We start from the raw sequence: 23595 nt of genomic DNA, 5'->3' as shown, positions 1-23595 counted from the left end.
TCTCGGTTCTCGTGCGTTACTTCTTGGCCTCGACGTCGCCCGACAGCGCCGCGATGAACGCCTCTTGCGGCACCTCGACGCGACCCACCATCTTCATGCGCTTCTTGCCCTCTTTCTGCTTCTCGAGCAGCTTGCGCTTGCGGGTGATGTCACCGCCGTAGCACTTGGCGAGCACGTCTTTGCGGATCGCACGGATGGTCTCGCGCGCGATGATGCGGGCGCCGATGGCGGCCTGGATGGGCACCTCGAACTGCTGACGCGGTATGAGCTTGCGCAGGCGCTCGGCCATGAGCGTGCCGTACGCGTAGGCCTTCTCGCGGTGCACGATCGAGCTGAACGCGTCGACCTTCTCGCCCTGCAGCAGGATGTCGACCTTGACCAGGTCGGCGGTCTGCGATCCGGCCGGTTCGTAGTCGAGGCTCGCGTAGCCCTGGGTGCGGCTCTTGAGGTGGTCGAAGAAGTCGAACACGATCTCGCCGAGGGGCATGTGGTAGCGAAGCTCGACACGGTCTTCGCTGAGGTATTCCATGCCGAGCAGCGTGCCGCGGCGCGACTGGCAGAGCTCCATGACGGTGCCGACGTAGTCCTTCGGGAGAAGGATGCCGACCTTGACGATCGGCTCCGACACCGAGGCCACGCGCCCGTCGGGGTATTCGCTGGGGTTCGTGACCGACACCGTCTCGCCGGTGTCGGTGGTGACCTCGTACGTCACCGACGGGGCGGTCGTGATGAGGTCGAGTCCGAACTCGCGCGAGAGCCGCTCGGTGATGATCTCGAGGTGCAGCAGGCCGAGGAAGCCGGCGCGAAAGCCGAAGCCGAGCGCGACGGAGGTCTCGGGCTCGTACTGCAGCGACGCGTCGGAGAGCTTGAGCTTGTCGAGCGCCTCGCGCAGTTCGGCGTAGTCGCTGCCGTCGATCGGGTAGATGCCCGAGAAGACCATGGGCTTCGGGTCGGTGTACCCGGCGAGGGCCTCGGTGGCGGGCTTGCGCTGGTTGGTGATCGTGTCGCCGACCTTGGACTGGCGCACGTCTTTCACGCCGGTGATGAGGTAGCCCACCTCGCCGACGCCGAGACCCTTGGTGGGGATCGGCTCGGGGCTCGAGACGCCGATCTCGAGCAGCTCGTGCGTGGCGGTCGTCGACATCATCTGAATGCGCTCGCGCGGCGACAGGGAGCCGTCGACCATGCGGACGTAGGTGACGACGCCGCGGTAGGCGTCGTAGACGGAGTCGAAGATCATCGCGCGCGCCGGGGCGTCGGCCGCGCCGACGGGGGCGGGGATCTTGTCGACGATGAGGTCGAGCAGGTCTTCGACGCCCATGCCCGTCTTGCCGCTGACGCGCAGCACATCGGCGGGGTCTCCGCCGATGAGACCGGCGAGCTCGGCCGCGTACTTCTCGGGGTCGGCCGCGGGCAGGTCGATCTTGTTGAGCACGGGGATGATCGTCAGATCGTTCTCGAGCGCGAGATAGAGGTTGGCCAGCGTCTGGGCCTCGATGCCCTGAGCCGCGTCGACCAGAAGGATCGCGCCCTCGCACGCGGCGAGCGATCGGCTGACCTCGTAGGTGAAGTCGACGTGGCCGGGCGTGTCGATCATGTTGAGGGCGAACGTGCCGTCGGCGGTGGACCACGGCATCCGCACCGCCTGCGACTTGATCGTGATGCCGCGCTCGCGCTCGATGTCCATGCGGTCGAGGTACTGCGCGCGCATGTCGCGGTCGGCGACGACGCCGGTGATCTGCAGCATGCGGTCGGCCAACGTCGACTTGCCGTGGTCGATGTGAGCGATGATGCAGAAGTTGCGGATCTGCTCCGGCGGAGTGGCAGACGGCTCGAGGGGCTTCAGGGCGCGCGGTGACATGTTCCGTCGATTCTACGGTGGTGCGCCGACATCGCCGTCCGCGGATGCTCAGGAAGCTCGCGTCCGAAACTGATCTGGAAAGCCGTGAGCGCGCGCGACGTTGCGAGACCCCGCGCTCGTGCCTCCCCGCGTGATCTCGAGCCCGCCGCCCGCGCCACGGCTTCTACAGTGGATGCCATGGCGGTTCAGGTCGTGTTCGTGCACGGCATCCGCACCTCCGCCACCATGTGGCGCGCGCAACTCGCCTTCCTCGCCGAGCGCGGAACGGCGGCGGTCGCGGTGGACCTTCCGGGACACGGGACGCGCCGCGGCGAGGAGTTCACCCTCGACGAGGCGTTCGCCACGATCGACCGAGCGGTCCAGGATGCCGCGACCCGCGGTCCCGTCCTCCTCGTCGGGCACTCGATGGGCGGGCTGCTGTGCATCGAGTACGTCGGCCGGGAGGAGGCGCCGCCGGTGGCTGCCCTCGTGGCGGCGTCGTGCACGTCGATCCCGCGCGGTGCGGGGCTTGCGGCCTACCGGTTCTTCACGCGGCGCTTCGACAGCCTCCCCGACCGCGGTCTGGGGCTCACCAACCGTGTGCTGGATCGCACGCTGCCGCCGGAGACGCGTCCCGACTTCGGAGCCGGCGGGTACGCCTTCGACGCGCAGGACACGGCGCTCGCCTCGCTCTCGGTGCTCGACCTGCTGGCATCCCTTCGCCGGATCGAGATCCCGCTGTGGTTCGTCAACGGCCAGTGGGATCAGCTGCGGATGAACGAGAAGCTGTTCCTGTCTGTGGCCCGCCACGCGGAGCTCGTCGTGGTGCCGCGCACCACCCATCTCGTGACTGCGATGCGGCCCGGGGTGTTCAACGCGGTGCTGAACGTGGCGCTCGCCACGGTGGAAGCGTCTAACTGATAGACTCGGCTCTTGGCTTGCGTGTGGGGTTTTTCCCGACCTCCACGATCGCCGGTGCAGCGCCCCTCTACCGCTCGCCCGGCACATCCAACACCCATTTCAAACGAAAGACCGTCGACGTGGCGAACATCAAGTCGCAGATCAAGCGCAACAAGACCAACGAGAAGGCGCACGAGCGCAACAAGGCCGTCAAGAGCGAGCTGAAGACGCACGTGCGTCGCACCCGCGAGGCCATCCTGGCCGGTGACAAGGAGGCCGCCGAGAAGGCCCTTCTGTCGGCGACCCGCAAGCTCGACAAGGCCGTGAGCAAGGGTGTCATCCACCAGAACCAGGCCGCGAACCGCAAGTCGGCCATCGCGAAGGCGGTCGCCGCTCTCTGAGCCGTCTCCCTTCTTCGACAGCCCGTCCCGCCTCGGCGGGGCGGGCTTCGTCGTTTCTGCGGCGATGGTGCGTGATCGTCGAAGGCGGAGGCACTCCGCCTGTTGCGCGACGCGCCGCGGCTGAGCGGGACGGCGGTGGCGCGACGCGCCCTCAGCGCGCACCGAGTGTCCGGGGGCGCTCAGCGGGCGCTGTGCGGCGGAGCGGAGGAGATGGGGCGAGCGGAGGATGCTCGGGCGCCTCTTGGTCCTCCCGTGACCGAATCTCCTCCCTTGGGCACCATCGGTCCTCTCGCGGTGCGGTGCCACCATCGATCCCGTTCGTCAGCGCAGGCGGGGGGACGACCCGACGTATGCGGATGCGTCTGGGGTCGCATCGACTCATCCCTCAGGCGGATGCGTTCCACCCAACGGCGTTCGTAGCGTGGATGCCAGGAGGTGCGACATGCAGAGCGAACGCGCGGCGAAGATGTTCGGTGACCGGGAAGACCCCCGTCACCGACTCGTGGAGCTGTTCGGCGGTCAGGTTCCGGAGGGTGGGCAGCCGCCCGAGCCGGCCATGCGGTGGGCGGCCGCGGTATCGACGCCCGAGCACGGCGAGGTCGCTGTCGTGAGAGACCTTCGGCGGGCGGAGCCGCGGCTGACGTTGATGGCGGCGACGTTCCTCGCGCGGCACCTCGCGCGGCCCTGACGACCGGCGAGGGTGCCCGGCGGCCTGCCGGGCAGAGCTCTCTCCGCCCCGTCGCCTGTCAGTCGCCGTAGGGCGCGCGGGTGGCGATGATCGTGATCATGCGTTCGAGCGCGAACACGGGGTCGCGCGATGCGCCCTTGACCTCGGCGTCGGCGCGGGCGGTGGCGTGGATGGCCATGCCGAGCGTGTTGCCCGTCCAGCCGACCAGGTCGCGGCGGGCGCGATCGACCTGCCAGTCCTTCATGCCAAGCCGCTGGGCGAGCATCGAAGACGACTCACGGGTGCCGGCGACGCGTGCCATCGTGCGCAGCTTCATGGCGACGGCGGCGACGAGGGGCACGGGGTCGGCTCCGGATGCCAGGGCGTGCCGCAACGCGAGCAGCGCGGGCCCGTACTGACCGGCGATGGCGGTGTCGGCCACGGTGAAGGCGGACGTCTCGACGCGACCGCCGTAGTACCGCTCGACCGTACGCTCGTCGATGTCGCCGGGCACATCGGCGATGAGCTGCTGGCAGGCGGCGGCGAGCTCGGTGAGGTCATCGGCGAAGGCGGAGACGAGCGACCGCAGGGCGACGGGCGCGATGCGCTTCTGCGCCGCCTTGAACTCGCCGACGGCGAAGTCGAACCGGTCGGAGTCGCGCTTGACGGCGGGACAGGCGATCTCGATGCCGCCACCCTGGCCGGATCGGATGCCGTCGAGCAGCTTCTTGCCGCGCACGCTCGCTCCGGTGTGCCGCAGAACGACGGTCGCGCCGTCTTGCGGGTGGGCCAGGTACGACACCGCCTCGGTGAGGAAGGTGTCGCTGCACTTCTCGACCCCGGTCACCCGGACGAGCCGGGGCTCGCCGAACAATGACGGCGAGGTGACGCTCAGCAGGGTGCCGGCGGCGTAGTCGTCGGCGCGGATGTCGGTGACCTCGAGGCTCGGGTCTTCGCTCTTCAGCATGGCCCGGATGCCGGCCGTCGCGCGCTCGGCGCAGACTTCTTCAGGACCCGAGACGAGCACGATCGGCGCCGGCTGCGGGCTGCGCCACGACACCTGCGGGATGGCCGACTTCGCCTTCGCAGGGGCTGCGCGTCGAGGGGCCGGAGTCACTCCCCCAGCCTACCGACCGGCTCCGACATCCCGTCTCGGAGGCTCACGAGCGGGCGAGGCGGCGACAGCTCCGACGCTTGCCCGTTCCCGCCACAGCGCGAGGCCGCCGTCGCCGTCGACCCACACGGCCAGCGCGCCGTCCTGGTCCGTCCGGCCGACCGTCGCGCCGAGGGCGGTCACCATCGCCAGCAGCTTCTCCGTCGGGTGCCCGTACCGGTTGTCGGCGCCGACACCGATCAGGCTGACCGCGGGGTGCAGCGCCCGGTACAGTGCGGCATCCTGATCCGCGCTGCCGTGGTGCGAGACCTTGACGACCTGCACGCGGGGGACGTCGACGCGCGTGCGCAACGCCGCTTGCGAACGTTCGCCGAGGTCTCCGAGCATCACGGTGCGGGGGAAGCCCATACCGGCGATGTCGATCGCGACGCTCGCATCGTTGCCGGGCGCTGCACGGGGAGGCGGTCCGAGAGCCTGCCAGCGGGTCGCGCCGAGCGTTCCGCTCGTGCCGGTCGTCGCCTCCTGCAGCCGTGCGCCCGCGGCCTCGAAGCGATCGAGCAACCGCCGGTCGGCGTCGCCGTCGGTGGGACCGTGCACGACGAGCGCAGCGTACCCGATCACGGCGGGCGAACCGCCGACGTGGTCGAGGTCGAAGTGGGTCAGCACGAGGAGGTCGAGTCGCTCGATGCCGAACTGCGTCAGACAGCGAGCGAGAGCCTCGGGCGCGGGACCCGTGTCGACCAGGGCGACAGCGGTCCCGGAGCGCCAGAGCGTCGCGTCTCCTTGCCCGACGTCGCACATCGCGACCTGCCAGGCCGACGGCACCGTCAGCGGGCCCGCCACCGTGCGCACGGCGGCGCCGCCCAGCACGAGACCCACGACGACCGCCATCGCCGCGGTGGCGACGCCCACCAGGCGGGGCAGACGTCTCGGCCGGACGATCACGAGACAGACGGCCACCCCGACGAGGGCGAGCAACGCCGCACCGATGAGCCCGTCCGGCCATGGCAGGTTCTGCGCGGCGACCGATGCGCTCGTGTGCGCCACCGCGGCGATCCACGCCGCCGGGACCCACGCCAGCGCGGTCAGCCCGTCGCGCAGCCACGGGAAGGGGGCGATGCAGGCCAGCGCTCCGGCGATGGTGGCCGGAGCGGCCGCCGGATCGGCGACGAGGTTCGCCGCAATGCCGAGGAGCGGCACGTGCGGGTCGATCAGCACGATCAGGGGCCCGCAGACGAGCTGCGCCGACGTCGGCACGGCGATCGCGAGAGCGAGGGCGCGTGGCATCCATCGCTCGAGTCCGCCGGCCAGCGGGCGAGCGAGCAGGAGCAGAGCGCCCGTCGCCGCGGCGGAGAGCGCGAAGCCGAGGGATCGCGCCAGCCACGGGTCGATCACCAGCAGAACGGTGACCGCGAGCGACAGCACCGCGATTCCGATGGCGGGGCGCCCCAGGGCGAGCGCGAGCATGGCGACGGATGCCATGGCCGCGGCCCGCACCACGCTCGGCTCCGGCGTGACGAGGGCGACGAAGGCGGCGAGCACGGTGAACGCTCCGACGACGCGGAGCCCCCGTGACGCGCCGCACAGTGCGAGGAGCGCGAAGGCCGCGCCGACGACGATCGCGCAGTTGGCACCCGAGACGGCGGTCAGGTGCGAGAGCGACGAGGCGTTCATGGCGCTCTCGGTCGCCGCATCCAGACCCGACGTATCGCCGACGGCGAGCCCCGGGACGAGCCCGGCGCCGGGCTGCGGCAGTCCTCTCGTCGAGGCGACGAGTTCGTCGCGCAGGTTCTCGAACCACGCCCAGACGCCGGCCGGCTCCGTGGCCGAGACGACGGCGCCCGCGCGCACGACCAGCGCCGCCCGCTCACCCGGCTCGGCCGGGATCGCTCTGCCGGTCACGGCCACGACGCTTCCCATGCTGGCCCGTGTCAGGGCGGATCTGCCCTCGGCGTCGACGAGCACGCGGGCGGGGATGGCGCCGGCCACGGCCGCGTCGCCCGCGCGCACCGTCGAGGCCACCGCGTCGAACCACGCTCCCCCGTCCGCCGACCCGTCGATGCGCCCGGTGACCGTCACCTCGAGCTCGAGGTGGCGACCGCCCTCAGCCTGCAGCGCAGCGATCTGCGGCCGGACGGGAGCGAGGGATGCCACCGTCCCCGCCGTAGCGGCGGCGCACGCCAACGCGACGGCGGCGACCACGACCGCCGGATGACGCCAGCGCACGAGGACGGCGGTGATCAGGCAGGACAGGACAGCGCAGGAGACAGCGAGGAGGATGGCATCCGGAATCGACGTCGCCACGCCCGCGCCGACCCACGTCGCCGCCGCGACCGAGACCGCGCGGAGCGTCCGGCGTCGCAGCGCCTTCACACCCGCACCAGGTCGCGGAGAGCCGCGAGCATCTTGTCACCGAAGCCCGGCACGGACTGCAGATCGTCCACATTCGTGAAGCGGCCGTTCGCCTCGCGCCACGCGATGATGCGGTCGGCCATCGCGGGACCCACGCGGGGCAGGGTGTCGAGCTGCTCACGGGTCGCCGTGTTCAGATCGATCAATCCATCGCCGGCGCCACCGTCCGGCGTGCTGCCGGACGGCTCCGCGCCGACCACCGGCACGACGATCTGCTCACCGTCGGCAACCTGTCGCGCCAGGTTCACGGCATCGCGGGCCGCGTCGTCGGCGAAGCCGCCCGCCCGCGCGATGGCGTCTGCCACGCGATCGCCGGCGTCGAGGCGGTAAAGTCCCGCGTCCCGCACGGCCCCCGCGACGTGGACGTAAAGGCCGACCTGGGCGGGGAGCTGCGGCGTCGACGAGGTCGTCGACACGGGCTCGACGACCTGCGTCCCCGTCGTACCGCGCAGCATCCCGATGCCGATCGTGACCGCGAACGCCAGCAGCACCAACACGATGACCGCACCGATGCCGAGCCGCGTGCGCGGCGGCAGGCGCTCGCTCGCTCCGTCGGTCGGGGGTGTCTCGGTCACGGCACGAAGCTAGACAGCCGAGCCCGCGCGCCGTCGTCGACATCGCCCGATCCGTGGATGCGCCCGGGAATCCGTGACCCGGGGAGAAGCCGCGCCTAGCCTGGACGGATGTCCGAGAACTCCTGGCGCGGCATCGTCGCAGCCCTCGCCGATGACCGGGCGCGCGAGGTCTACGCGCACCTCGTGCTCGGCGACTCCATCGACATGGCCCTGGCCCCGCTGTCTCCCGGCCGGCGCCGCCGCGTGCTCGACACTCTGCAGTCGGCGCGTCTCGTCGCGCCGATCGACGGTGGCTGGCGCGTGGAAGCGGAGGTCTTCCGCAGCGCTCTCGCGGCGGTGCCGTCGGCGGTGCGACCCGCCGGCGTCGACCGCTTCTTCGCGAACGGACGGTTGACGGTCTATCCATCGCGCGCGGCTGACCGCGAGGCGGTGCTCGCGCATATCGCCGAGCGCCTGATGACGCCCGGTCGGACGGTCACCGAGACCGAGGTGACGGAGAAGCTCGCTGTCATGGTCGACGACCCCGTGTCGATGCGCCGCCACCTCGTCGACGCCGGACTCCTCGTGCGCAGCCGCGACGGCCGCGTCTATCGGCTCGCGCCATGAGCACGCCGCGTTCTGCACGCGGGGAGCGGCACGACGCCGGTTGCCACGACCCCGTGAACCGCACAGCGCCGGGGGACGTGGCATTCGTCACACCGGATTCCGCGACCCCGCGAGACGCACAGCGCCGGGGGACGTGGCATTCGTGTGAGAAGCCCGTGAGGCTCCGACAGCCCCCTCATGGCACCGTCACACAAACACCGGATGCCACGCCGCCCGACCCTCCGCAGAGAGCCGGCCGACGTGGCATCCGGCTATCGACGCTTACTTCGTCGAGAAGCTGACCACCTTCGGCGGGCGCACCACCGCGCGCACGATCTCGCGCTCGCCCAGCGCCCGGCGCACCTTCTCGTCGGCGCGGGCGAGCTTCTCCAGCTCGTCGGCGCCGATCTTGGCCGAGACCTCGAGCGTGCCGCGCACCTTGCCGTCGATCTGCACGACGGCCACGACGTTGTCTTCGACGAGCAGGGTCGGGTCGGCCTGACGCCAGGTCGTAAGACCCACGAAGCCGTCGTAGCCGAGCGTCTGCCACATCTCTTCGGCCGTGTGCGGCGCGAACAGGTCGAGGGTCATCGCGATGACCTCGGCGGCCTCGCGCACGGCGGGGTCGCTCGCGCCGGCCGCGCCGTCGATGGTCTTGCGGGTGACGTTGACCAGCTCCATCAGGCGCGCAACGACGACGTTGAACTTCGTCTGCTCGACGAGGTTCGACGCCTCGGCCAGCAGACGGTGCGTCGCGCGGCGGAGCGCCTTGTCGCCCTCGGCCCACACGACGTCGGTCTCGCTGTCGACGTCGTGCGCGATGCGCAGGGCGCGGGCGAGGAACTTCGCCGCCCCCGTGGTCGAGACGTCGTTCCAGTCTTTATCGTCTTCCACCGGGCCCGCGAAGGCGAGGGCGACGCGCAGGGCGTCGGCGCCGTGGGCGTCGAGCTCCTCCTGGAACAGCACGAGGTTGCCCTTGCTCTTCGACATCTTGGCGCCGTCGAGGATGACCATGCCCTGGTTGATGAGGCTCGAGAACGGCTCGGTGAACTCCACCAGGCCCATGTCGAACAGCGCCTTGGTGATGAAGCGCGCGTACAGCAGGTGCAGGATCGCGTGCTCGACACCGCCGATGTAGAAGTCGACCGGACCCCACTTCGCCGCCTCGCGACCCGAGAACGCCTCGGTCTCGCTGTTCGGCGACAGGAAGCGCAGGTAGTACCACGAGCTGTCGACGAAGGTGTCCATCGTGTCGGGGTCGCGCAGCAGCGTCTGACCCGTCTCGGGGTCGGTGACCTGCACCCACTCGGTCGCAGCTCCCAGCGGCGAGGTGCCCTTGGGCTTCAGGTCGAGACCCTCGACAGAGGGCAGCACGACCGGCAGCTGGTCGGCCGGCACGGGCGTGATCGACCCGTCTTCGCCGTGCAGCATCGGAATGGGCGTGCCCCAGTAGCGCTGGCGCGAGATCAGCCAGTCGCGCAAGCGGTAGGTCTTGGCCGCACGGCCGACGCCCTTGGCCTCGAGCTCCTCGATCATGCGGGCGATCGCGTGACGCTTGGACAGTCCGTTCAGCGAGCCCGAGTTCATCATGCGACCGTCACCGGTCAGCGCGATGCCGGTCTTCACCGGGTCGAGGTCGTCGATGTCGCCCAGCGGGTCGATCGGCACGCCGTCGTCGTTCAGCTCGATGACCGGGATCGCCCCCGTGATCGGGGCGTTCGTGTCGACGACCACCTTGACGGGCAGGTCGAACGCGCGGGCGAAGTCGAGGTCGCGCTGGTCGTGCGCGGGCACGGCCATGACGGCGCCGTGACCGTAGTCGGCCAGCACGTAGTCCGCAGCCCAGATCGGCAGCTTCTCGCCGTTGACGGGGTTGATCGCGTAGTGGCCGAGGAACACGCCGGTCTTGGGGCGGTCGGTGGCCTGACGCTCGATGTCTGTCGCTCGTTGCACCTGCGCCAGGTACGCCTCGAACGTCTCGCGCACGCCCTGATCAGCGGATGCCGCGAGCTCGGCCGCGAGGTCGGACTCGGGCGCCACGACGAAGAACGTCGCGCCGTGCAGCGTGTCGGGGCGCGTGGAGAAGACCGTGATCTTCTCGTCGCGGCCCTCGATCTCGAACTCGATGTCGGCGCCGACCGAGCGGCCGATCCAGTTGCGCTGCATCTGGATGACCTTGCTCGGCCAGAAGCCCTCGAGCTGGTTCAGGTCGTCGAGCAGGCGGTCGGCGTAGTCGGTGATGCGCAGGAACCACTGCGTCAGCTTCTTCTTGACCACGACGGCGCCGCTGCGCTCCGAGGTGCCGTCGGGCAGCACCTGCTCGTTGGCGAGCACGGTCTGGTCTACCGGGTCCCAGTTGACCAGTGCGTCCTTGCGGTACGCCAGGCCCTTCTCGTACAGCTTCTGGAACAGCCACTGATTCCAGCGGTAGTACTCGGGGTCGCTGGTGTGCAGCACCCGGCTCCAGTCGAACGAGACGCCGTAGTCCTTCAGGCTCGCCTTCTGCTGGGCGATGTTGGCGTAGGTCCACTCGACGGGGTCGGCGCCGCGCTTGATGGCGGCGTTCTCGGCGGGCAGGCCGAACGAGTCCCACCCGATCGGGTTGAGCACGTTGTAGCCGCGGTGACGCCAGAACCGGGCCACGATGTCGGAGTAGAGGTAGTTCTCGGCGTGCCCCATGTGCAGGTCGCCCGAGGGGTACGGGAACATCGCGAGCACGTACTTGCGGGGACGGGTGTCGTCGTCGCCGCCGGCGCGGAACGGGTCTTTCTCGGCCCACGCCTGCTGCCACTTCGCCTGGATGGCGTGGGTGTCGAAGCCACCGTCGCGGGCGTCGGGTGCGGAGTTCTGAGACACGGGGAAAGCCAATCGTGTGAGTCGGGAGGCCGCGAGGCCAGCGTCCAGGCTATCGGAACCGCGCGTCACCACCCGGGCGGCACCTCGGCCCCGAGGGCCGCGAGCGGGGCGCGCGCCTTGATCCCGACCTCGGCGACCTCGGATGCCGCGACCGACCGCCACGTGATCCCTCCCCCGGCGCCGACCCAGGCGGCATCCGGGTGTACGACGATGCTGCGGATCACCATGGCGAGATCCGCGGCACCGTCGTCGCCGATCCACCCGAACGCCCCCGAGTACAGTCCCCGCGGGGCGGCCTCGAGGTCGGCGAGGATGTGCATCGCCGACTCCTTCGGCGCACCGGTCATGCTGCCGGCCGGAAACGTGGCGTCGAGCAGCGCGCCGATCGTCGTGCCGACCGTCAGCCGGCCCGACACCTCGCTGACGAGCTGGTGCACGTGCGGGTAGCTCTCGACCTCGAGCAGCCGGTCGACGCCCACCGTCGACGGCTCGCACACGCGCGAGAGGTCGTTGCGCATCAGGTCGACGATCATGACGTTCTCGGCGCGCTCCTTGGCATCCGTCCGCAGGTCGTCGGCGAGGGCCGCATCGCGCGCCGGATCGGCCGCGCGAGGACGGGTGCCCTTGATCGGGTGCGTGTGCACGGCGCCGCCGCGCACCTCGAGGAAGCGCTCGGGCGACGCGCTCACCAACGTCGTCTCCGCGATGCGCACGAAGCCGGCGTGGTGCGAGGTCGACGCGCGGCGGAGCCGCCGGAATACGGCGAGCGCATCCGTGGGCCCGGCGACGGTGAAGCGCGTGGTGAGGCACAGCTGGTAGGCGTCGCCCTCGCGGATGCGGTCGCGGCACGCGGCGATGAGCTCGGCGTAGCGTTCGGGGGTGACGCGGGCGGATGCCACGCCGCGATCGTCGGCGGGGGCGACGTCTCGGGGCGCCGGGGCGTCGGCGGTGCGCTCGGCGAGCGCCGGGTCGCCGATGGCGAACACCTGCCGCGACGCGTGGTCGAAGGCGAGCATCGCGTCGACGCGCAGCCACGCCCCCTCGCCCTCGTACGTGCGCCAGCCGACCCATCCGCCGCGGAACGGACCGGCTTCGCCGGCGAGGGCACCGGATGCCGCGGCATCCTGCTCCATCGGGTGGGACGACGCGTCGAGGTGCCCCGTGCCCATCCAGCTCCATCCGGCGGTGGCGGCCGGACCCGCGTCGAGCCAGAAGGCGTGCGGGGCGTCGGCGAACAGGTGCAGGAATGCCGCCTCGGGGTCGACCCACGCGGCGCGGGCGAACGAGGGGGCGGAGTGCGGCACGCTCCCAGGCTAGGGGTGAGCGACGGCTCTAGGCTGACGGGGGTGAACGAGATCCTCACGTGGCTGCTCGACGTCGTCCAGAACGTCGACCCCGTGCTGCGCACCGTCATCGCCGGCATCGCGGTCATGCTCGAGACGAGCGTGCTGGTCGGTCTCATCGTCCCCGGCGACACGATGGTGATCGTCGCGGGCACGGCCGTCGGGTCGCCGCTCGAAGGAGTCGTGCTGGCGGCGGCCGTGGTGGTGGGCGCGCTTCTCGGCGAGAGCTTCGGGTTCTGGCTCGGACGCTACTTCGGTCCGCGCATCCGGGCGTCGCGGCTCGGTCGCAAGCTGGGCGAGCGCAATTGGAACCGCGCCGATCGGTACCTCCGCCGCCGCGGCGGGCTGGCGATCTTCCTGTCGCGGTTCCTGCCCGTCCTGCACTCGCTCGTGCCGCTCACGGTGGGCATGAGCGGTTACAGCTACCGGCGCTTCCTCGCCTGGACGACCCCGGCGTGCGTGATCTGGGCGGGGCTGTACATTTCGGTGGCGGCGACCGCGGCCGGCACCTACCGCGAACTCGCGGACCAGCTGCACTACGCCGGGTACATCTTCGTCGGCATCCTGGTCGTCTTCCTCGTGCTCGTCTTCGTGGGCAAGAAGCTCATCGAGCGCGCGGAGCGCCGACACCTCGCTGATGACGATCAGATCCTCGAACAGGCGGACGGCGACGTGAAAGACTGAGGCCGATGCCTCGATCTCCACGCTCCACCCGCGTCAAGGTGCTCTGGTTCGCCCGCCTCGAGCGCCGCTTCCACCGATGGCGCGAGAAGCGGGCCCGCGCCCGCGGCCTGCGGCCCTCCGTTGTGGGCTTCCCCGGCTACGGCACCGAGGAATGGGTCCGCGTCCTCGGGCGGGTGCTCATCGCCCCGCCGCAGAAGCGCACGTCCACCGGCGAGTTCGCCAGCCTCCGCGGGTGGCGCAGTTTCGCTGCCGTGCCGGTCGGCATGGCCAAGGTCGACGTGGTCATCGACGGTGTCACCCATCGCCTTGCGGCCGACCGCGGCGGCGTCATCGACGCGAAGCTCCCCGCGACGCTTGCGCCCGGGTGGCAGACCGTGACGATGTCGGTGGAGGGCAGCGAGCCGACCGAGACGCGCGTGTTCATCGTGGGCGCCGACGTGCGCTTCGGCGTCGTCAGCGACATCGACGACACCGTCATGGTCACCGCCCTCCCCCGCCCGCTGCTCGCGGCCTGGAACTCGTTCGTCGTCGACGAGCACGCGCGTCAGCCCGTGCCCGGCATGGCCGTGATGCTCGAGCGCCTCACGCGCGAGCATCCGGGGACGCCGGTCATCTACCTCTCCACCGGAGCCTGGAACGTCGCGCCGACGCTGACGCGCTTCATGCGCCGGCACCTGTTCCCCTCGGGGTCGTTCCTGCTCACCGACTGGGGACCGACGCACGACCGCTGGTTCCGCAGCGGCCGCGACCACAAAGAAGTGAGCCTCCGCCGCATCGCGCAGGAGTTCCCGCACGTGAAGTGGCTGCTCGTCGGCGACGACGGCCAGCACGACGATGCGATCTACACCGGTTTCGCGATCGAACGGCCGCAGAGCGTCGCGGCCGTCGCCATCCGCCGCCTGCTGCCCGCCGAGGCCGTGCTCGCCGGTGGGCGCACGGTGGTCGACGACCACTCCGCCGCAGAGGTGCCGTGGGTGACCGGCTCCGACGGCGCGGCGCTGCTCGACCGCCTGCAGGACGTCGGGGTCATTTCGCGCGACGCCTGACCCGCCCGCGGTCGGCGTTGCCGGATGCCGCCGGCGCACCCGGCCGGACGCGATGTCGGAGGGTGCGCGTACGGTGGAAGCATGTGCGGTCGATTCGTCGTGGCCAATGTGGCATCCGAGCTCGTGGGGGTGCTGCGCGTCGACGTCGAGGCCGACGAGCTGCCCCCGCCGTCGTACAACATCGCACCGACCTCGCGCGTCGGCATCGTGCTCGACTCGATCAAGAGCGAGCCGCCCGTGCGGCGGCTCGAGGTCGCGCGGTGGGGTCTCGTACCCGGATGGGCGAAAGACGTCAAGATCGGCGCGCGGGCGTTCAACGCCCGGTCCGAAGAGGTCGAAGAAAAGCCGATGTTCCGCAACGCCCTCATCAAGCGCCGCGCGGTGATCCCGGCGTCCGGGTACTACGAGTGGAAGACCACCGACGCGGGCAAGACGCCCCACTACATCCACCCGGCCGACGGCTCGCCGCTGTTCTTCGCCGGGCTCTACGAGTGGTGGAAAGACCCCGCGCTCGCCGACGACGACCCGGCCCGATGGGTGCTGAGCTGCACGATCCTCACGCGCGACTCCATCGGACGGCTCGGGTCGATCCACGACCGCATGCCCCTGTTCATGGATCCCGACTTCGCCGACGCGTGGCTCGATCCCACCACCGAGAACGTCGGCGACATCTTGGATGCCGCGATCGACGCCGCCCCCGATGTCGCCGAGACCCTCGACGACCATGTCGTCTCGCCCGCGGTCGGCAACGTGCGCAACGATTCCCCCGACCTCATCGAAGCGGTCGAGTGAGCACGCTGGTCGACACCCCCACGCTGACCCGCGCGGAGTGGACCGCCGCCGCGGCCGCGCACGCGGAGCGCGCCGACGCGCTCACGGCCGACCATCGTGCGCGCGCGAGCCGCGCCGAGAAGCATCCGGTCGAGGACTTCCTGTTCACGTACTACTCGTACAAGCCCGCCGTCCTCCGGCGCTGGCATCCCGGGCCCGGCGTCGTGCTCGCCGACGCGCCGGAGCGCGCCGGGTGGCGGTGGTACCTCTCGCACGGTGACGGCGTCGAGGTGGATGCCGCGCGCTTCCGCGTCGAACGCGGGTCGCTGTACCGCGGGGTCGTGAACCTGCTGCGGGCGACGCGCGACCGTCCGGCGCAGTTCGGCTGCTTCGGTCTGCACGAGTGGGCGATGGCCTACCGTGCCGACGAGGTGCGGCACGCCGTTCCCCTGCGTCTGGGCCGTGACGGCACCGACGCGGTCGTCGAGACGCACGACCTCAAGTGCACGCACTTCGACGCGTTCCGCTTCTTCACCCCTGACGCGGTGCCGCGCAACCGCCGGCTCCTTTCGCGCGACGGCCAGGCCGAGCACGAGCAGCCCGGGTGCCTCCACGCCGGCATGGACGTGTACAAGTGGGCGGTCAAACTCGGACCGCTCGTCCCGGGCACGCTGCTGCTCGACGCGTTCGCCCTCGCACGCGACATCCGCACGCTCGACATGGAGGCGTCGCCCTACGATCTGACCGTCTGGGGGTACCGCCCCGTGGCCATCGAGACCGCCGACGGCAAGGCCGAGTACGTCATCCGTCAGCGGGCTCTGAGCGAGCGCGGGCAGCTGCTCCGCCGGGCCGTCATCGACGCCGTCACGGGCATCGGCGACACGCCCGGCGGCGCGGATTTCTTGCCGTCGCGAACTGTGTTGTAAGCTCATGGAGTTGCCTCGAACGGGGCGGAAAACAAAAAACACGGGCCTGTGGCGCAGCTGGTAGCGCACCTGCATGGCATGCAGGGGGTCAGGGGTTCGAGTCCCCTCAGGTCCACCCAGAGAGAAAGCCCCCGCTTCGGCGGGGGCTTTCCTCGTTTCGGGATCGCGGCGGTCCGCTCCCTTCCCTTCGACGGGCTCCCGGTCCCTTCGACAGGCTCAGGGACCTCACGGCGCGGCGCGTCGGGGACCTCGCGGCGCGACGAGAACGTCGAGCCGCACGCCATCCTCACCCTTACGGAACGCCCGTGGCTGCCGGTCCCTTCGACAGGCTCAGGGACCTCACGGCGCGGCGCGTCGGGGTCCCGGCGCACCGAGAGATCGAGCCGCCGGGGCGTTGGACGCCGCGTGGGCGTGGGTGACATGGCATCCCTCCCCCGTCTCGCGCGGACGCGCGGACGCCCCTCGACGGAAGAGGGACGCCCGCGCGGTCGGGTCAGCGCGACGAGACCGGCACGCGGGTCTTCGTCTGCTGCGCCTCGCGCATGACGAGTTCGTCGTCGAGCCAGTTGGGCGCCTTGTTGCGCAGCGCGAAGACGTACACCGCGAGCGAGGCGGCGATGATGACCGTCACGTACACGATGAACAACGGCACCTGCTCGGTGGTCTGCGCTCCGGCGTACAGCAGCGGCGCCGTGCCGCCGAACAGCGAATTGGCCAGCGCGTACCCGAGGCCGACGCCGAGCGCCCGCACGTGGGTCGGGAACAGCTGCGCCTTCACGAGCGCGTTGATCGACGTGTATCCGGTGAGGATGACGAAACCGCCCAGCAGGATCGCGAACGCCGCGAACTCGTTGGTCTGCTGCGGGAGCATCGTGATGAGGAACCAGGTGTAGAGCACTCCGCCGACGCCGAAGAAGACCAGCAGCGACTTGCGGCCGACCTTGTCGCTCAGCCACCCGCCGAGCGGCTGCATGAGCATGAGCGCCGTGAGGGCGATGAGGTTGATGACGGTGCCGGTGACGACGTCGCCGCCCGAGAAGGCCGTCTTGACGATGTTCGGGCCCGTGACCGAGTAGGTGTAGAACGCGACCGTGCCGCCCGCGGTGACCGCGAAGCACAGCAGCAGCGGACGCCAGTTGTTCACGAGCAGGTCGCGCATCGAGCCCGAGTCCTTCGACCGGCCCGACTTCGTGTCGGCGATGACGCTCTTCTCCAGCGACTCGTCCATGGTGCGCCGCATCCAGAAGACCGCGACCGCCGCGACGCCGCCGATGGCGAAGGCGACGCGCCAGCCCCATGACGTGATCGCCTCCTCGTCGAGGGTCAGCACCATGATCAGCAGCGTCGTCTGCGCCAGCACGTGCCCGCCGACGAGGGTGACGTAGTGGAACGACGAGAGGAAGCCGCGACGGCCCGGCATGGCGGCCTCGGACATGTAGGTCGCGCTCGTGCCGTACTCGCCGCCGGTCGCGAATCCCTGCACGAGTCGGGCGAAGACGAGGATGACGACCGCCCCGACGCCGATCATCTCCGCCGTGGGAGCGAAAGCGATCACCAGCGAGCAGAACGCCATCAGCGAGACCGACACGGTGAGCGAGAGGCGGCGGCCGTATCGGTCGGCGAAGCGTCCGAAGAACCACGAGCCGATCGGACGCATGAGGAAGGTCACGGCGAAGATCGCCCACACGTAGATCGTGGAGTTCTTGTCGTCGGAGCTGAAGAACTGCGACTCGAAGTAGACCGCGAACACCGAGTAGACGTACACGTCGTACCACTCGACGAGATTGCCCGCCGAGCCCTTCAGGGTGTTCGAGATCGAGCGTCGCAGGCTCGTCGGAATCGTGGTCGTGGTGGCCGGTGTCGTCGTCGTTGACATGGAGGATCCGATCGGTCGATGGACTCGTTCTCGTCTCGCGCACCGCTGCACGATCCCGGCGGCGACGACGAGACGTATGCAGACATCCTGGTGCGGCTGCTCCGGTTCCGCCCGGATCCTTACATGCGCCTTACATTCGCATCCGGCCGGGCGCCCGGCTCGACGCACCGGCATGCCTACGATGAAGGCATGCACGTACTCGTCGCAGAGGACGACGGCTCCGTCGCCGCAGCCCTCGTGTCGGCGCTGCAGCGCGCCGGGCACAGCTGCACGCGCGTCGCCCGTGGCAGCGACGTACTGCTGCGCCATCGCGACGCGCAGGTCGTGCTGCTCGACCTGGGCCTGGAAGACATGGACGGCCTCGACGCCCTGCGCCGGCTGCGGGCGGTGAGTGAGGTGCCCGTGATCGTCGTCACCGCCCGGGGCGACGAGCACTCCACCGTGAAAGCCCTGTCCCTCGGCGCCGACGACTACCTCGTCAAGCCCGTGCGCCTGCACGAGCTGCTGGCGCGTCTGGTGGCCGTCACCCGGCGGTACACCCCGCCCGAGGAGCCGACCCATGTGCGCGTGGGCACGGTCGACATCGACATCGAGGCCCGGCGCGTGAGCACGGGCGAGCGCGACGTCTCGCTCACCCCCAACGAGTTCGGCATCCTGGTCTCGCTCGCCCGTCGCGCGGGGCAGATCGTCACGCGCCGACAGGTGCTCGACGAGGTGTGGGGAGACGCCTACGCCACCTCATCGCGGTCGTTCGACGTGCACCTGGGTCAGCTGCGCCAGAAGCTTCCCGAGATCACGATCACGACGGTGCGGGGCGTCGGGTATCGCTGCGAGGGCGCCGGATGAGATTGCGCGTGCTGCTGCCGCTGCTCGTGTTCGGGTTGATCGCGGTGGTCGCGGTCCTCATTCCGGTCGCGCAATCGATCGCCGACTCGCGCACGCAGCAACTCGCCCTGCAACGCACCGCCGCCCTCGACCAGGTGGTGCAGCGCGCCCGCACCGCGCTGGTCCAGGGCGACGCCGACGGACTGCAGTCCTACCTCGAGCGTTTCCACGCCGTGTACGCCGAATCCGTGCTGGTGCTCGATGAGAGCGCGGATGCCGTGGCCTCGGCCGGCGACCTGGTTCGCGACGCGGAGGTCGATGAGCTCGTCACCGCGGCATCCCGAGCCCTTCCGCAGCTCTCGCTCCCCCGCGTCGTCCCCTGGGGACCGAGCACGGCCCTCGTGGCCGTACCGGTGATCGCCGCGGGCGACCTGTCGACCGGCGTCGTCGTGCTGCGCGTCGACCTCCGGGGCGCGCAGACGGATGTGGCCCGCGCCTGGGCTCTCATCGTCGTCATCGGCCTGCTGCTGCTCAGCGCGCTGATGGGGGCGTCATTGCTGTGGACGCGCTGGATCCTCCGCCCCGTGCGCGCGCTGGACGCCGCCGTCGCCGCCGTCACGGCTCATCGCGACCCCGCTCCGCTGCGGCCCACGGGTCCGCCGGAGCTGCGGCGACTGAGCCGCGCGTTCGTCACCATGGCCGCCGAGGTCGAGAACAGCCTCGAGCAGCAACGCGGTTTCGTCGCCGACGCGTCGCATCAGCTGCGAACGCCCCTGGCCGCCATCCGGCTCCGCATCGACGGTCTGCCGCGTGAGGGCGAAGCCGCCGACGATCTCGCGGCGGTCGACGACGACCTCGACCGCCTCGAGTACACGGTGGAGCGGATGCTGACGCTCGCCAACGCCGAGCACCGGGCATCGGCGCAGTCGCAGGGCCGTGACGTCGCCCGCGACGAGGGGGCGCTCCGCGAGTGCACCCTCACCGCCCGGGAGCTGGTCTCGCGGCATCTCGATCGTCTGACAGCGGCGGGCCTTCGACTCGTAATCGATGCCGGAACGGCGGTGACGATTCCCTGCGGACGCGCCGACCTCGACGAGATGATCGATGTGCTGCTCGACAACGCGGCGAAGTACGCCGGCGCCGGGGCCAGCGTGCAGGTGAGCCTCACACAGGATGCCGATGGCATCCGCCTCATCGTCGAGGACTCCGGGACGCGGCTCGCCGACGACGACCTCGCGCGCATGGGCACCCGGTTCTGGCGGGCGGGGCGCGACGCGACGCAGACCGGCTCGGGCCTCGGATTGGCGATCGTCGCTCAGCTGATGCGTGCGGCGGGCGGGCGGCTCGAACTCGACCGCGCCCTTCGCGGGGGCCTTGCGGCGCGACTCGTCTGGGATCGACCGTGACGGGGCTCACCCGACGCGGGTTCCTGCACGTCGGTCTGGTCGCGGCCGCGCTCGGTCTGGCGGGCTGCGCTCCCGTCCGGCCTCGCGACCTCGTTCTCGGCTGCGGCGAGCCCGGCGGCAGCTACTTGCAGTTTGGCGAGCTGCTGAGCGCCGTCGCCGCCGATGACGGCGGCGTGGGCATCACCGCACTGGCCACCGAGGGCAGCGTCGAGAACCTCGCACTGCTCGATGCCGGACGAGTCGACCTGGCGCTCTCGCTCGCCGACTCGGCTGCGGCGGCGAGCACGCGCGCCGACCTCGTCGCCATCGGTCGCGTGTACCAGAACTACCTGCAGTGCATCGTGCGTTCAGCCGATGGGATGACCTCGCTCAGCGATCTGGCGGGCCGGACCGTCTCGCTGGGCGCGTCCGGATCGGGGGCCGCGGCCACCGCCCGACGGCTCCTGGATGCCGCGGGCCTGACCTCGGGGCAGGGGGTCCCCCTCACCATCGAACGGCCCTTCCGCGACGCGATCGACGACCTCGAGCGGGGGCGGATCGACGCCGTCTTCTGGTCGGGCGGGGTGCCGACGCCCCAGATCGCCGAGCTCGCCGGCCGTGCCGCGATCCGCGTGCTCGACACGACGCCGGCGCTGCCGGAGCTCCTGCGCCGCTACCCCGATGCCTACGTCGCGACCACCATTCCCGCGGGCGTGTACGGCGCGGACGCCCCCGTTCCCGCGATCGGCGTCGCCAACCTGCTGCTCGCCCACCCCGACCTCGACGACGACCTCGCCCGGCGGTTGGTCGACGTGCTCATCGACGACGCCTCGCGTCTCGTGCCGCCCGGCTCCCTCGGCATCCAATATCTGACGCCGGCGAGTCTGATCGACACCCTTCCGGTGGCGCTGCACCCCGCCGCCGAGCGACGCTACCGCGAGCGGTACGGCTGACGGCGCGGGCTCATCCCGCGTGCCCGCGCGGGTGCCCCCGCGAGAGACCGCCCTCGCCGGGGCGGCCGGGACGACGAACGCCCCCGGTTGAAAGAGCCGAGGGCGTGCGCAGCGGAGGGGTCAGTCGGCCGTCGCCGGCGTCGGGATCTCGAGGGGCACGACGGGGCAGTCCTTCCACAGCCGCTCCAGGCCGTAGTAGACGCGCTCCTCCTCGTGGAACACGTGCACCACGAGGTCGCCGAAGTCGAGCAGCACCCAGCGGGACTCCTGACGGCCCTCGCGGCGCAGACGCTTGTGGCCCGCCTCCAGCAGCTTCTCTTCGACCTCGTCGGCGATCGCGGCGACGTTGCGCTCGTTGCGGCCGGTGACGAGGAGGAAGACGTCGACGAGGGGAAGCGGCTCCGACACGTCGAGGGCGACGAGGTCGTCGCCACCCTTCGCGTCGGCGGCGAGAGCGGCGATCTGCGCCATCTCTTTGCCGTTGGTGGTGGCGGTCATCGGAAGACTCCTGTCGTGAAGGCGAGGCCGAGGGTGACGGCCACCCCCAGTGCGAGAACGCCCGTCGTGATGATGAGGGCGATGAGGAGCTTGCTCCCCTTCTCGGGTGCCGGGGGGCGAATGATCTCGCCGGGTTGCTTGACGGTGCTGATCGCGGCGCTGGCGGCGATCGGGGTGGGCGACGAGGCGGCGGGGAGTTCGCCGTCGAGGAGGACGGCGTCGGCATCGCGTCCGTCGGTGGTGCCGGGGGCGTGCCCGACCGAGCCGAGTCCGGCGGGCAGATCGAACGTGCCCGTGATCATGATCTCGCCGGTCGCGTTGACCGGGCCGACGAGAGGGACCCCCGCCGGCGTCTGCGAAAGGATCAGCGAGTTCGGAGTCGAGACGGTTCCCGTCGCCCCCGTGGTGCGGGACAGGAGCTGATCGAACGACGCGGGCAGAGTGACGTCGGGCGTCTCACCCTGCAGCAGCTCGGAACCGAGGGCCGGGTTCACGACCGACGGAGCGGGCGTCTCGGCGGGCGCGGCTTCATCGGCCGCCGCCGGACGGAAGATGGCGGGCCGAGCCGACTCGTCCGGCGTCGGCGCGGCGCCGACGAGCGGGCGCGACGGCTCGAGGTCGGGGCTGATGACGGGGACGGACGCGGTGCGGATCTTCTCCTGGGCGCGCGCCTGCCGGCGCGTGAGACCGGCGACACCGAGATCGGCGGAGGCATCGGAGTACGCGCCGAAGGCGGCGGCCGGCGCGGACTCGTCGATCGGGGCCGGGCGATCGGCGGAAGCGGCGCTGTCGGGGCGCTTCTCGGCGACCGGCGTCTCGGCGGCCGCGCTCTCGGCGTCGCCTCCCGGCACCGCCTCGATGACGGACGGCGCCTCGGGCTCGGAGGCGGGCGCCGCCTGAGGCTCTGATGCGGGCGCCGCGTCGGGCTCGAACGCGGGCGCCGCCTCGGGCTCGACGGTCGGGGCCTCAAGCTCGACGGGCGCCTCGGCTGCCTGCATCTGCGGCGTGATGATCGGCGTCGCGCCGGTCTGACGCAACTCGCGCAGCTGACGGCGGGTCAGGGCGGGCGTCTCGGGGGTGTCGGGAGTGCTCATGCTTTACTCCGGTAGAGATGGTGCTTCGCGATGTACTGCACGACGCCGTCGGGCACGAGGTACCACACCGGGTGTCCTCGGCGCACGCGGGCGCGGCAGTCTGTGGACGAGATCGACAGGGCGGGGATCTCCAGCTGGCTCACGTTCTCGGAGGGAAGGCCCTCGGTGTTCAAGACGTGCCCGGGGCGGGACACGGCGACGAAGTGCGCCAGATCCCACAACTGCTGGTGGTTGCGCCAGCTGAGGATCTGCGCGACGGCGTCGGCCCCGGTGATGAAGAACAGCTCGGCGCCCGGACGTTGCTGCTTGAGGTCGCGCAGCGTGTCGATCGTGTAGGTCGGGCCGGCGCGGTCCACGTCGACCCTGCTGACGGTGAACTGCGGATTGGATGCCGTCGCGATCACCGTCATGAGGTAGCGGTGCTCGCTCTCGGTGACGTCGTCTTTCTGCCACGGGCGGCCCGTGGGGACGAACACCACCTCGTCGAGGTCGAACGACTGCGCGACCTCGGACGCGGCGACGAGGTGACCGTGATGGATGGGATCGAACGTCCCACCCATGACCCCGATGCGAGGGGCGCGCGTCACCGACATACGGTGGGCCTCAGTGGCCGTGCGCCTCGGGGACGGGCGTGCCGTGCTTCTGCGTGTAGGCCTCGGCCTTGTGCGCGTGACGGTTGGCCACGTTGCGATACGACAGCGTGACCAGGCTCAGGCACACGAAGACCACGAACGCCACGGCACCGATCCAGAAGGTCTCGGCCTGCACGTTGCCGCCGTGGTGACCGCCCTCTTCGGCTGCGTGGGCGAGAAGCGTGGCGAAAGTCATCAGTACTCCGTTCGAG

22 protein-coding genes and 1 tRNA gene are annotated in these 23595 nt (G+C 70.8%); 12 read left to right on the top strand and 11 right to left on the bottom strand.

Going from position 1 to position 23595, the window contains the following annotated elements; genetic code table 11:
• Nucleotides 1–16 precede the first annotated feature (16 nt).
• Entirely contained in the window at nt 17–1861 is a 1845-nt protein-coding gene (gene lepA / locus AS029_RS05310) for a translation elongation factor 4 (RefSeq protein WP_058231531.1), read from the bottom strand.
• A 177-nt stretch (nt 1862–2038) separates the two neighbouring features.
• Here lepA and AS029_RS05305 point away from each other — a divergent pair, with 177 nt between their 5' ends.
• The 3 genes from AS029_RS05305 (at nt 2039) to AS029_RS05295 (ending at nt 3829) form a co-directional block, all read left to right on the top strand.
• Nucleotides 2039–2761, top strand: coding sequence for an alpha/beta fold hydrolase (locus AS029_RS05305; protein WP_058231530.1), 723 nt, complete (start codon nt 2039–2041; stop codon nt 2759–2761).
• A 119-nt stretch (nt 2762–2880) separates the two neighbouring features.
• Nucleotides 2881–3141, top strand: a complete 261-nt coding sequence (rpsT, locus tag AS029_RS05300; protein WP_058231669.1) for a 30S ribosomal protein S20 — start codon at nt 2881–2883, stop codon at nt 3139–3141.
• Nucleotides 3142–3583: 442 nt separating this feature from the next.
• Entirely contained in the window at nt 3584–3829 is a 246-nt protein-coding gene (locus AS029_RS05295) for a hypothetical protein (RefSeq protein ID WP_058231529.1), read from the top strand.
• A 58-nt stretch (nt 3830–3887) separates the two neighbouring features.
• Here the strand turns inward: AS029_RS05295 and holA are convergent, their stop codons facing one another.
• Genes holA through AS029_RS05280 form a run of 3 tightly spaced genes read right to left on the bottom strand, consistent with a single transcriptional unit; the run spans nt 3888 to nt 7909 of the window.
• Nucleotides 3888–4925: a DNA polymerase III subunit delta gene (holA, locus tag AS029_RS05290; RefSeq protein WP_058231528.1), complete on the bottom strand. Its 1038-nt coding sequence runs from the start codon at nt 4923–4925 to the stop codon at nt 3888–3890.
• A gap of 9 nt (nt 4926–4934) precedes the next feature.
• Complete coding sequence (locus AS029_RS05285) at nt 4935–7295, bottom strand: ComEC/Rec2 family competence protein (protein ID WP_058231527.1); 2361 nt, start codon at nt 7293–7295, stop codon at nt 4935–4937.
• On the bottom strand, nt 7292–7909 hold the full coding sequence (locus AS029_RS05280) for a ComEA family DNA-binding protein (RefSeq protein ID WP_058231526.1): 618 nt from the start codon (nt 7907–7909) through the stop codon (nt 7292–7294). Before AS029_RS05280 ends, AS029_RS05285 begins: the two co-directional genes overlap by 4 nt.
• Nucleotides 7910–8017: 108 nt before the next feature.
• Between AS029_RS05280 and AS029_RS05275 the strand changes: the two genes are divergently transcribed.
• Nucleotides 8018–8515, top strand: a complete 498-nt coding sequence (locus tag AS029_RS05275; RefSeq protein ID WP_058231525.1) for a DUF2087 domain-containing protein — start codon at nt 8018–8020, stop codon at nt 8513–8515.
• A 261-nt stretch (nt 8516–8776) separates the two neighbouring features.
• Here AS029_RS05275 and leuS read toward each other — a convergent pair whose 3' ends face one another.
• Both leuS and AS029_RS05265 read right to left on the bottom strand, forming a co-directional pair.
• Entirely contained in the window at nt 8777–11350 is a 2574-nt protein-coding gene (gene leuS, locus AS029_RS05270; RefSeq protein ID WP_058231524.1) for a leucine--tRNA ligase, read from the bottom strand.
• Between the two features lie 65 nt (nt 11351–11415).
• Nucleotides 11416–12654 carry an anthranilate synthase component I family protein gene (locus AS029_RS05265; RefSeq protein ID WP_058231523.1) on the bottom strand — a complete coding sequence of 413 codons (1239 nt, stop codon included), beginning with the start codon at nt 12652–12654 and terminating at the stop codon, nt 11416–11418.
• Between the two features lie 42 nt (nt 12655–12696).
• On the opposite strand from AS029_RS05265, the gene AS029_RS05260 reads away from it, so the two are divergent.
• From AS029_RS05260 to AS029_RS05240, 5 genes are all read left to right on the top strand, one after another.
• Nucleotides 12697–13377, top strand: coding sequence for a DedA family protein (locus tag AS029_RS05260; RefSeq protein WP_058231522.1), 681 nt, complete (start codon nt 12697–12699; stop codon nt 13375–13377).
• Between the two features lie 5 nt (nt 13378–13382).
• Nucleotides 13383–14423 (top strand): App1 family protein, encoded by a 1041-nt coding sequence (locus tag AS029_RS05255; RefSeq protein WP_058231521.1) that lies wholly within the window; start codon nt 13383–13385, stop codon nt 14421–14423.
• Nucleotides 14424–14504: 81 nt separating this feature from the next.
• Complete coding sequence (locus AS029_RS05250; RefSeq protein ID WP_058231520.1) at nt 14505–15215, top strand: SOS response-associated peptidase; 711 nt, start codon at nt 14505–14507, stop codon at nt 15213–15215.
• A complete protein-coding gene (locus tag AS029_RS05245) occupies nt 15212–16120 on the top strand; it encodes a hypothetical protein (protein ID WP_058231519.1) in 909 nt (302 codons plus the stop codon). The genes AS029_RS05250 and AS029_RS05245 overlap by 4 nt, the downstream gene beginning before the upstream one ends.
• Before the next feature lie 42 nt (nt 16121–16162).
• Nucleotides 16163–16235: transfer RNA gene (locus tag AS029_RS05240), tRNA-Ala, on the top strand.
• 378 nt (nt 16236–16613) lie between these two features.
• Here AS029_RS05240 and AS029_RS05235 read toward each other — a convergent pair.
• A complete protein-coding gene (locus AS029_RS05235) occupies nt 16614–17996 on the bottom strand; it encodes an MFS transporter (protein ID WP_058231518.1) in 1383 nt (460 codons plus the stop codon).
• Nucleotides 17997–18185: 189 nt separating this feature from the next.
• Between AS029_RS05235 and AS029_RS05230 the strand changes: the two genes are divergently transcribed.
• The 3 genes from AS029_RS05230 to AS029_RS05220 are packed head-to-tail and all read left to right on the top strand — an operon-like array spanning nt 18186 to nt 21159.
• A complete protein-coding gene (locus tag AS029_RS05230) occupies nt 18186–18842 on the top strand; it encodes a response regulator transcription factor (RefSeq protein ID WP_058231668.1) in 657 nt (218 codons plus the stop codon).
• Nucleotides 18839–20227: a sensor histidine kinase gene (locus AS029_RS05225; RefSeq protein WP_082642154.1), complete on the top strand. Its 1389-nt coding sequence runs from the start codon at nt 18839–18841 to the stop codon at nt 20225–20227. The genes AS029_RS05230 and AS029_RS05225 overlap by 4 nt, the downstream gene beginning before the upstream one ends.
• Nucleotides 20224–21159 (top strand): TAXI family TRAP transporter solute-binding subunit, encoded by a 936-nt coding sequence (locus AS029_RS05220; RefSeq protein WP_058231516.1) that lies wholly within the window; start codon nt 20224–20226, stop codon nt 21157–21159. Before AS029_RS05225 ends, AS029_RS05220 begins: the two co-directional genes overlap by 4 nt.
• 120 nt (nt 21160–21279) lie before the next feature.
• Here AS029_RS05220 and rsfS read toward each other — a convergent pair whose 3' ends face one another.
• The 4 genes from rsfS to AS029_RS05200 are packed head-to-tail and all read right to left on the bottom strand — an operon-like array spanning nt 21280 to nt 23579.
• A complete protein-coding gene (gene rsfS, locus AS029_RS05215; protein WP_058231515.1) occupies nt 21280–21657 on the bottom strand; it encodes a ribosome silencing factor in 378 nt (125 codons plus the stop codon).
• On the bottom strand, nt 21654–22751 hold the full coding sequence (locus tag AS029_RS05210; RefSeq protein WP_058231514.1) for a hypothetical protein: 1098 nt from the start codon (nt 22749–22751) through the stop codon (nt 21654–21656). Before AS029_RS05210 ends, rsfS begins: the two co-directional genes overlap by 4 nt.
• Nucleotides 22748–23344, bottom strand: coding sequence for a nicotinate-nucleotide adenylyltransferase (nadD, locus tag AS029_RS05205; RefSeq protein ID WP_058231513.1), 597 nt, complete (start codon nt 23342–23344; stop codon nt 22748–22750). The genes AS029_RS05210 and nadD overlap by 4 nt, the downstream gene beginning before the upstream one ends.
• Before the next feature lie 10 nt (nt 23345–23354).
• Nucleotides 23355–23579 (bottom strand): hypothetical protein, encoded by a 225-nt coding sequence (locus tag AS029_RS05200; RefSeq protein ID WP_058231512.1) that lies wholly within the window; start codon nt 23577–23579, stop codon nt 23355–23357.
• Nucleotides 23580–23595 lie beyond the last annotated feature (16 nt).

The organism is Microbacterium enclense, assembly GCF_001456955.1.
GTDB classification, from domain to species: Bacteria; Actinomycetota; Actinomycetes; order Actinomycetales; family Microbacteriaceae; genus Microbacterium; species Microbacterium enclense.
Note: the sequence above shows the minus strand (reverse complement) of the source record. Positions and strands in the feature narration are given on the sequence as shown.

Coding starts and splice junctions, on each gene's coding strand:
- lepA (WP_058231531.1), bottom strand. CDS start 1,861: ATGTCACCGCGCGCCCTGAAGCCCCTCGAGCCGTCTGCCACTCCGCCG.
- AS029_RS05305 (WP_058231530.1), top strand. CDS start 2,039: ATGGCGGTTCAGGTCGTGTTCGTGCACGGCATCCGCACCTCCGCCACC.
- AS029_RS05295 (WP_058231529.1), top strand. CDS start 3,584: ATGCAGAGCGAACGCGCGGCGAAGATGTTCGGTGACCGGGAAGACCCC.
- AS029_RS05275 (WP_058231525.1), top strand. CDS start 8,018: ATGTCCGAGAACTCCTGGCGCGGCATCGTCGCAGCCCTCGCCGATGAC.
- AS029_RS05255 (WP_058231521.1), top strand. CDS start 13,383: ATGCCTCGATCTCCACGCTCCACCCGCGTCAAGGTGCTCTGGTTCGCC.
- AS029_RS05250 (WP_058231520.1), top strand. CDS start 14,505: ATGTGCGGTCGATTCGTCGTGGCCAATGTGGCATCCGAGCTCGTGGGG.
- AS029_RS05235 (WP_058231518.1), bottom strand. CDS start 17,996: ATGTCAACGACGACGACACCGGCCACCACGACCACGATTCCGACGAGC.
- AS029_RS05230 (WP_058231668.1), top strand. CDS start 18,186: ATGCACGTACTCGTCGCAGAGGACGACGGCTCCGTCGCCGCAGCCCTC.
- AS029_RS05225 (WP_082642154.1), top strand. CDS start 18,839: ATGAGATTGCGCGTGCTGCTGCCGCTGCTCGTGTTCGGGTTGATCGCG.
- rsfS (WP_058231515.1), bottom strand. CDS start 21,657: ATGACCGCCACCACCAACGGCAAAGAGATGGCGCAGATCGCCGCTCTC.
- AS029_RS05210 (WP_058231514.1), bottom strand. CDS start 22,751: ATGAGCACTCCCGACACCCCCGAGACGCCCGCCCTGACCCGCCGTCAG.
- nadD (WP_058231513.1), bottom strand. CDS start 23,344: ATGTCGGTGACGCGCGCCCCTCGCATCGGGGTCATGGGTGGGACGTTC.
- AS029_RS05200 (WP_058231512.1), bottom strand. CDS start 23,579: ATGACTTTCGCCACGCTTCTCGCCCACGCAGCCGAAGAGGGCGGTCAC.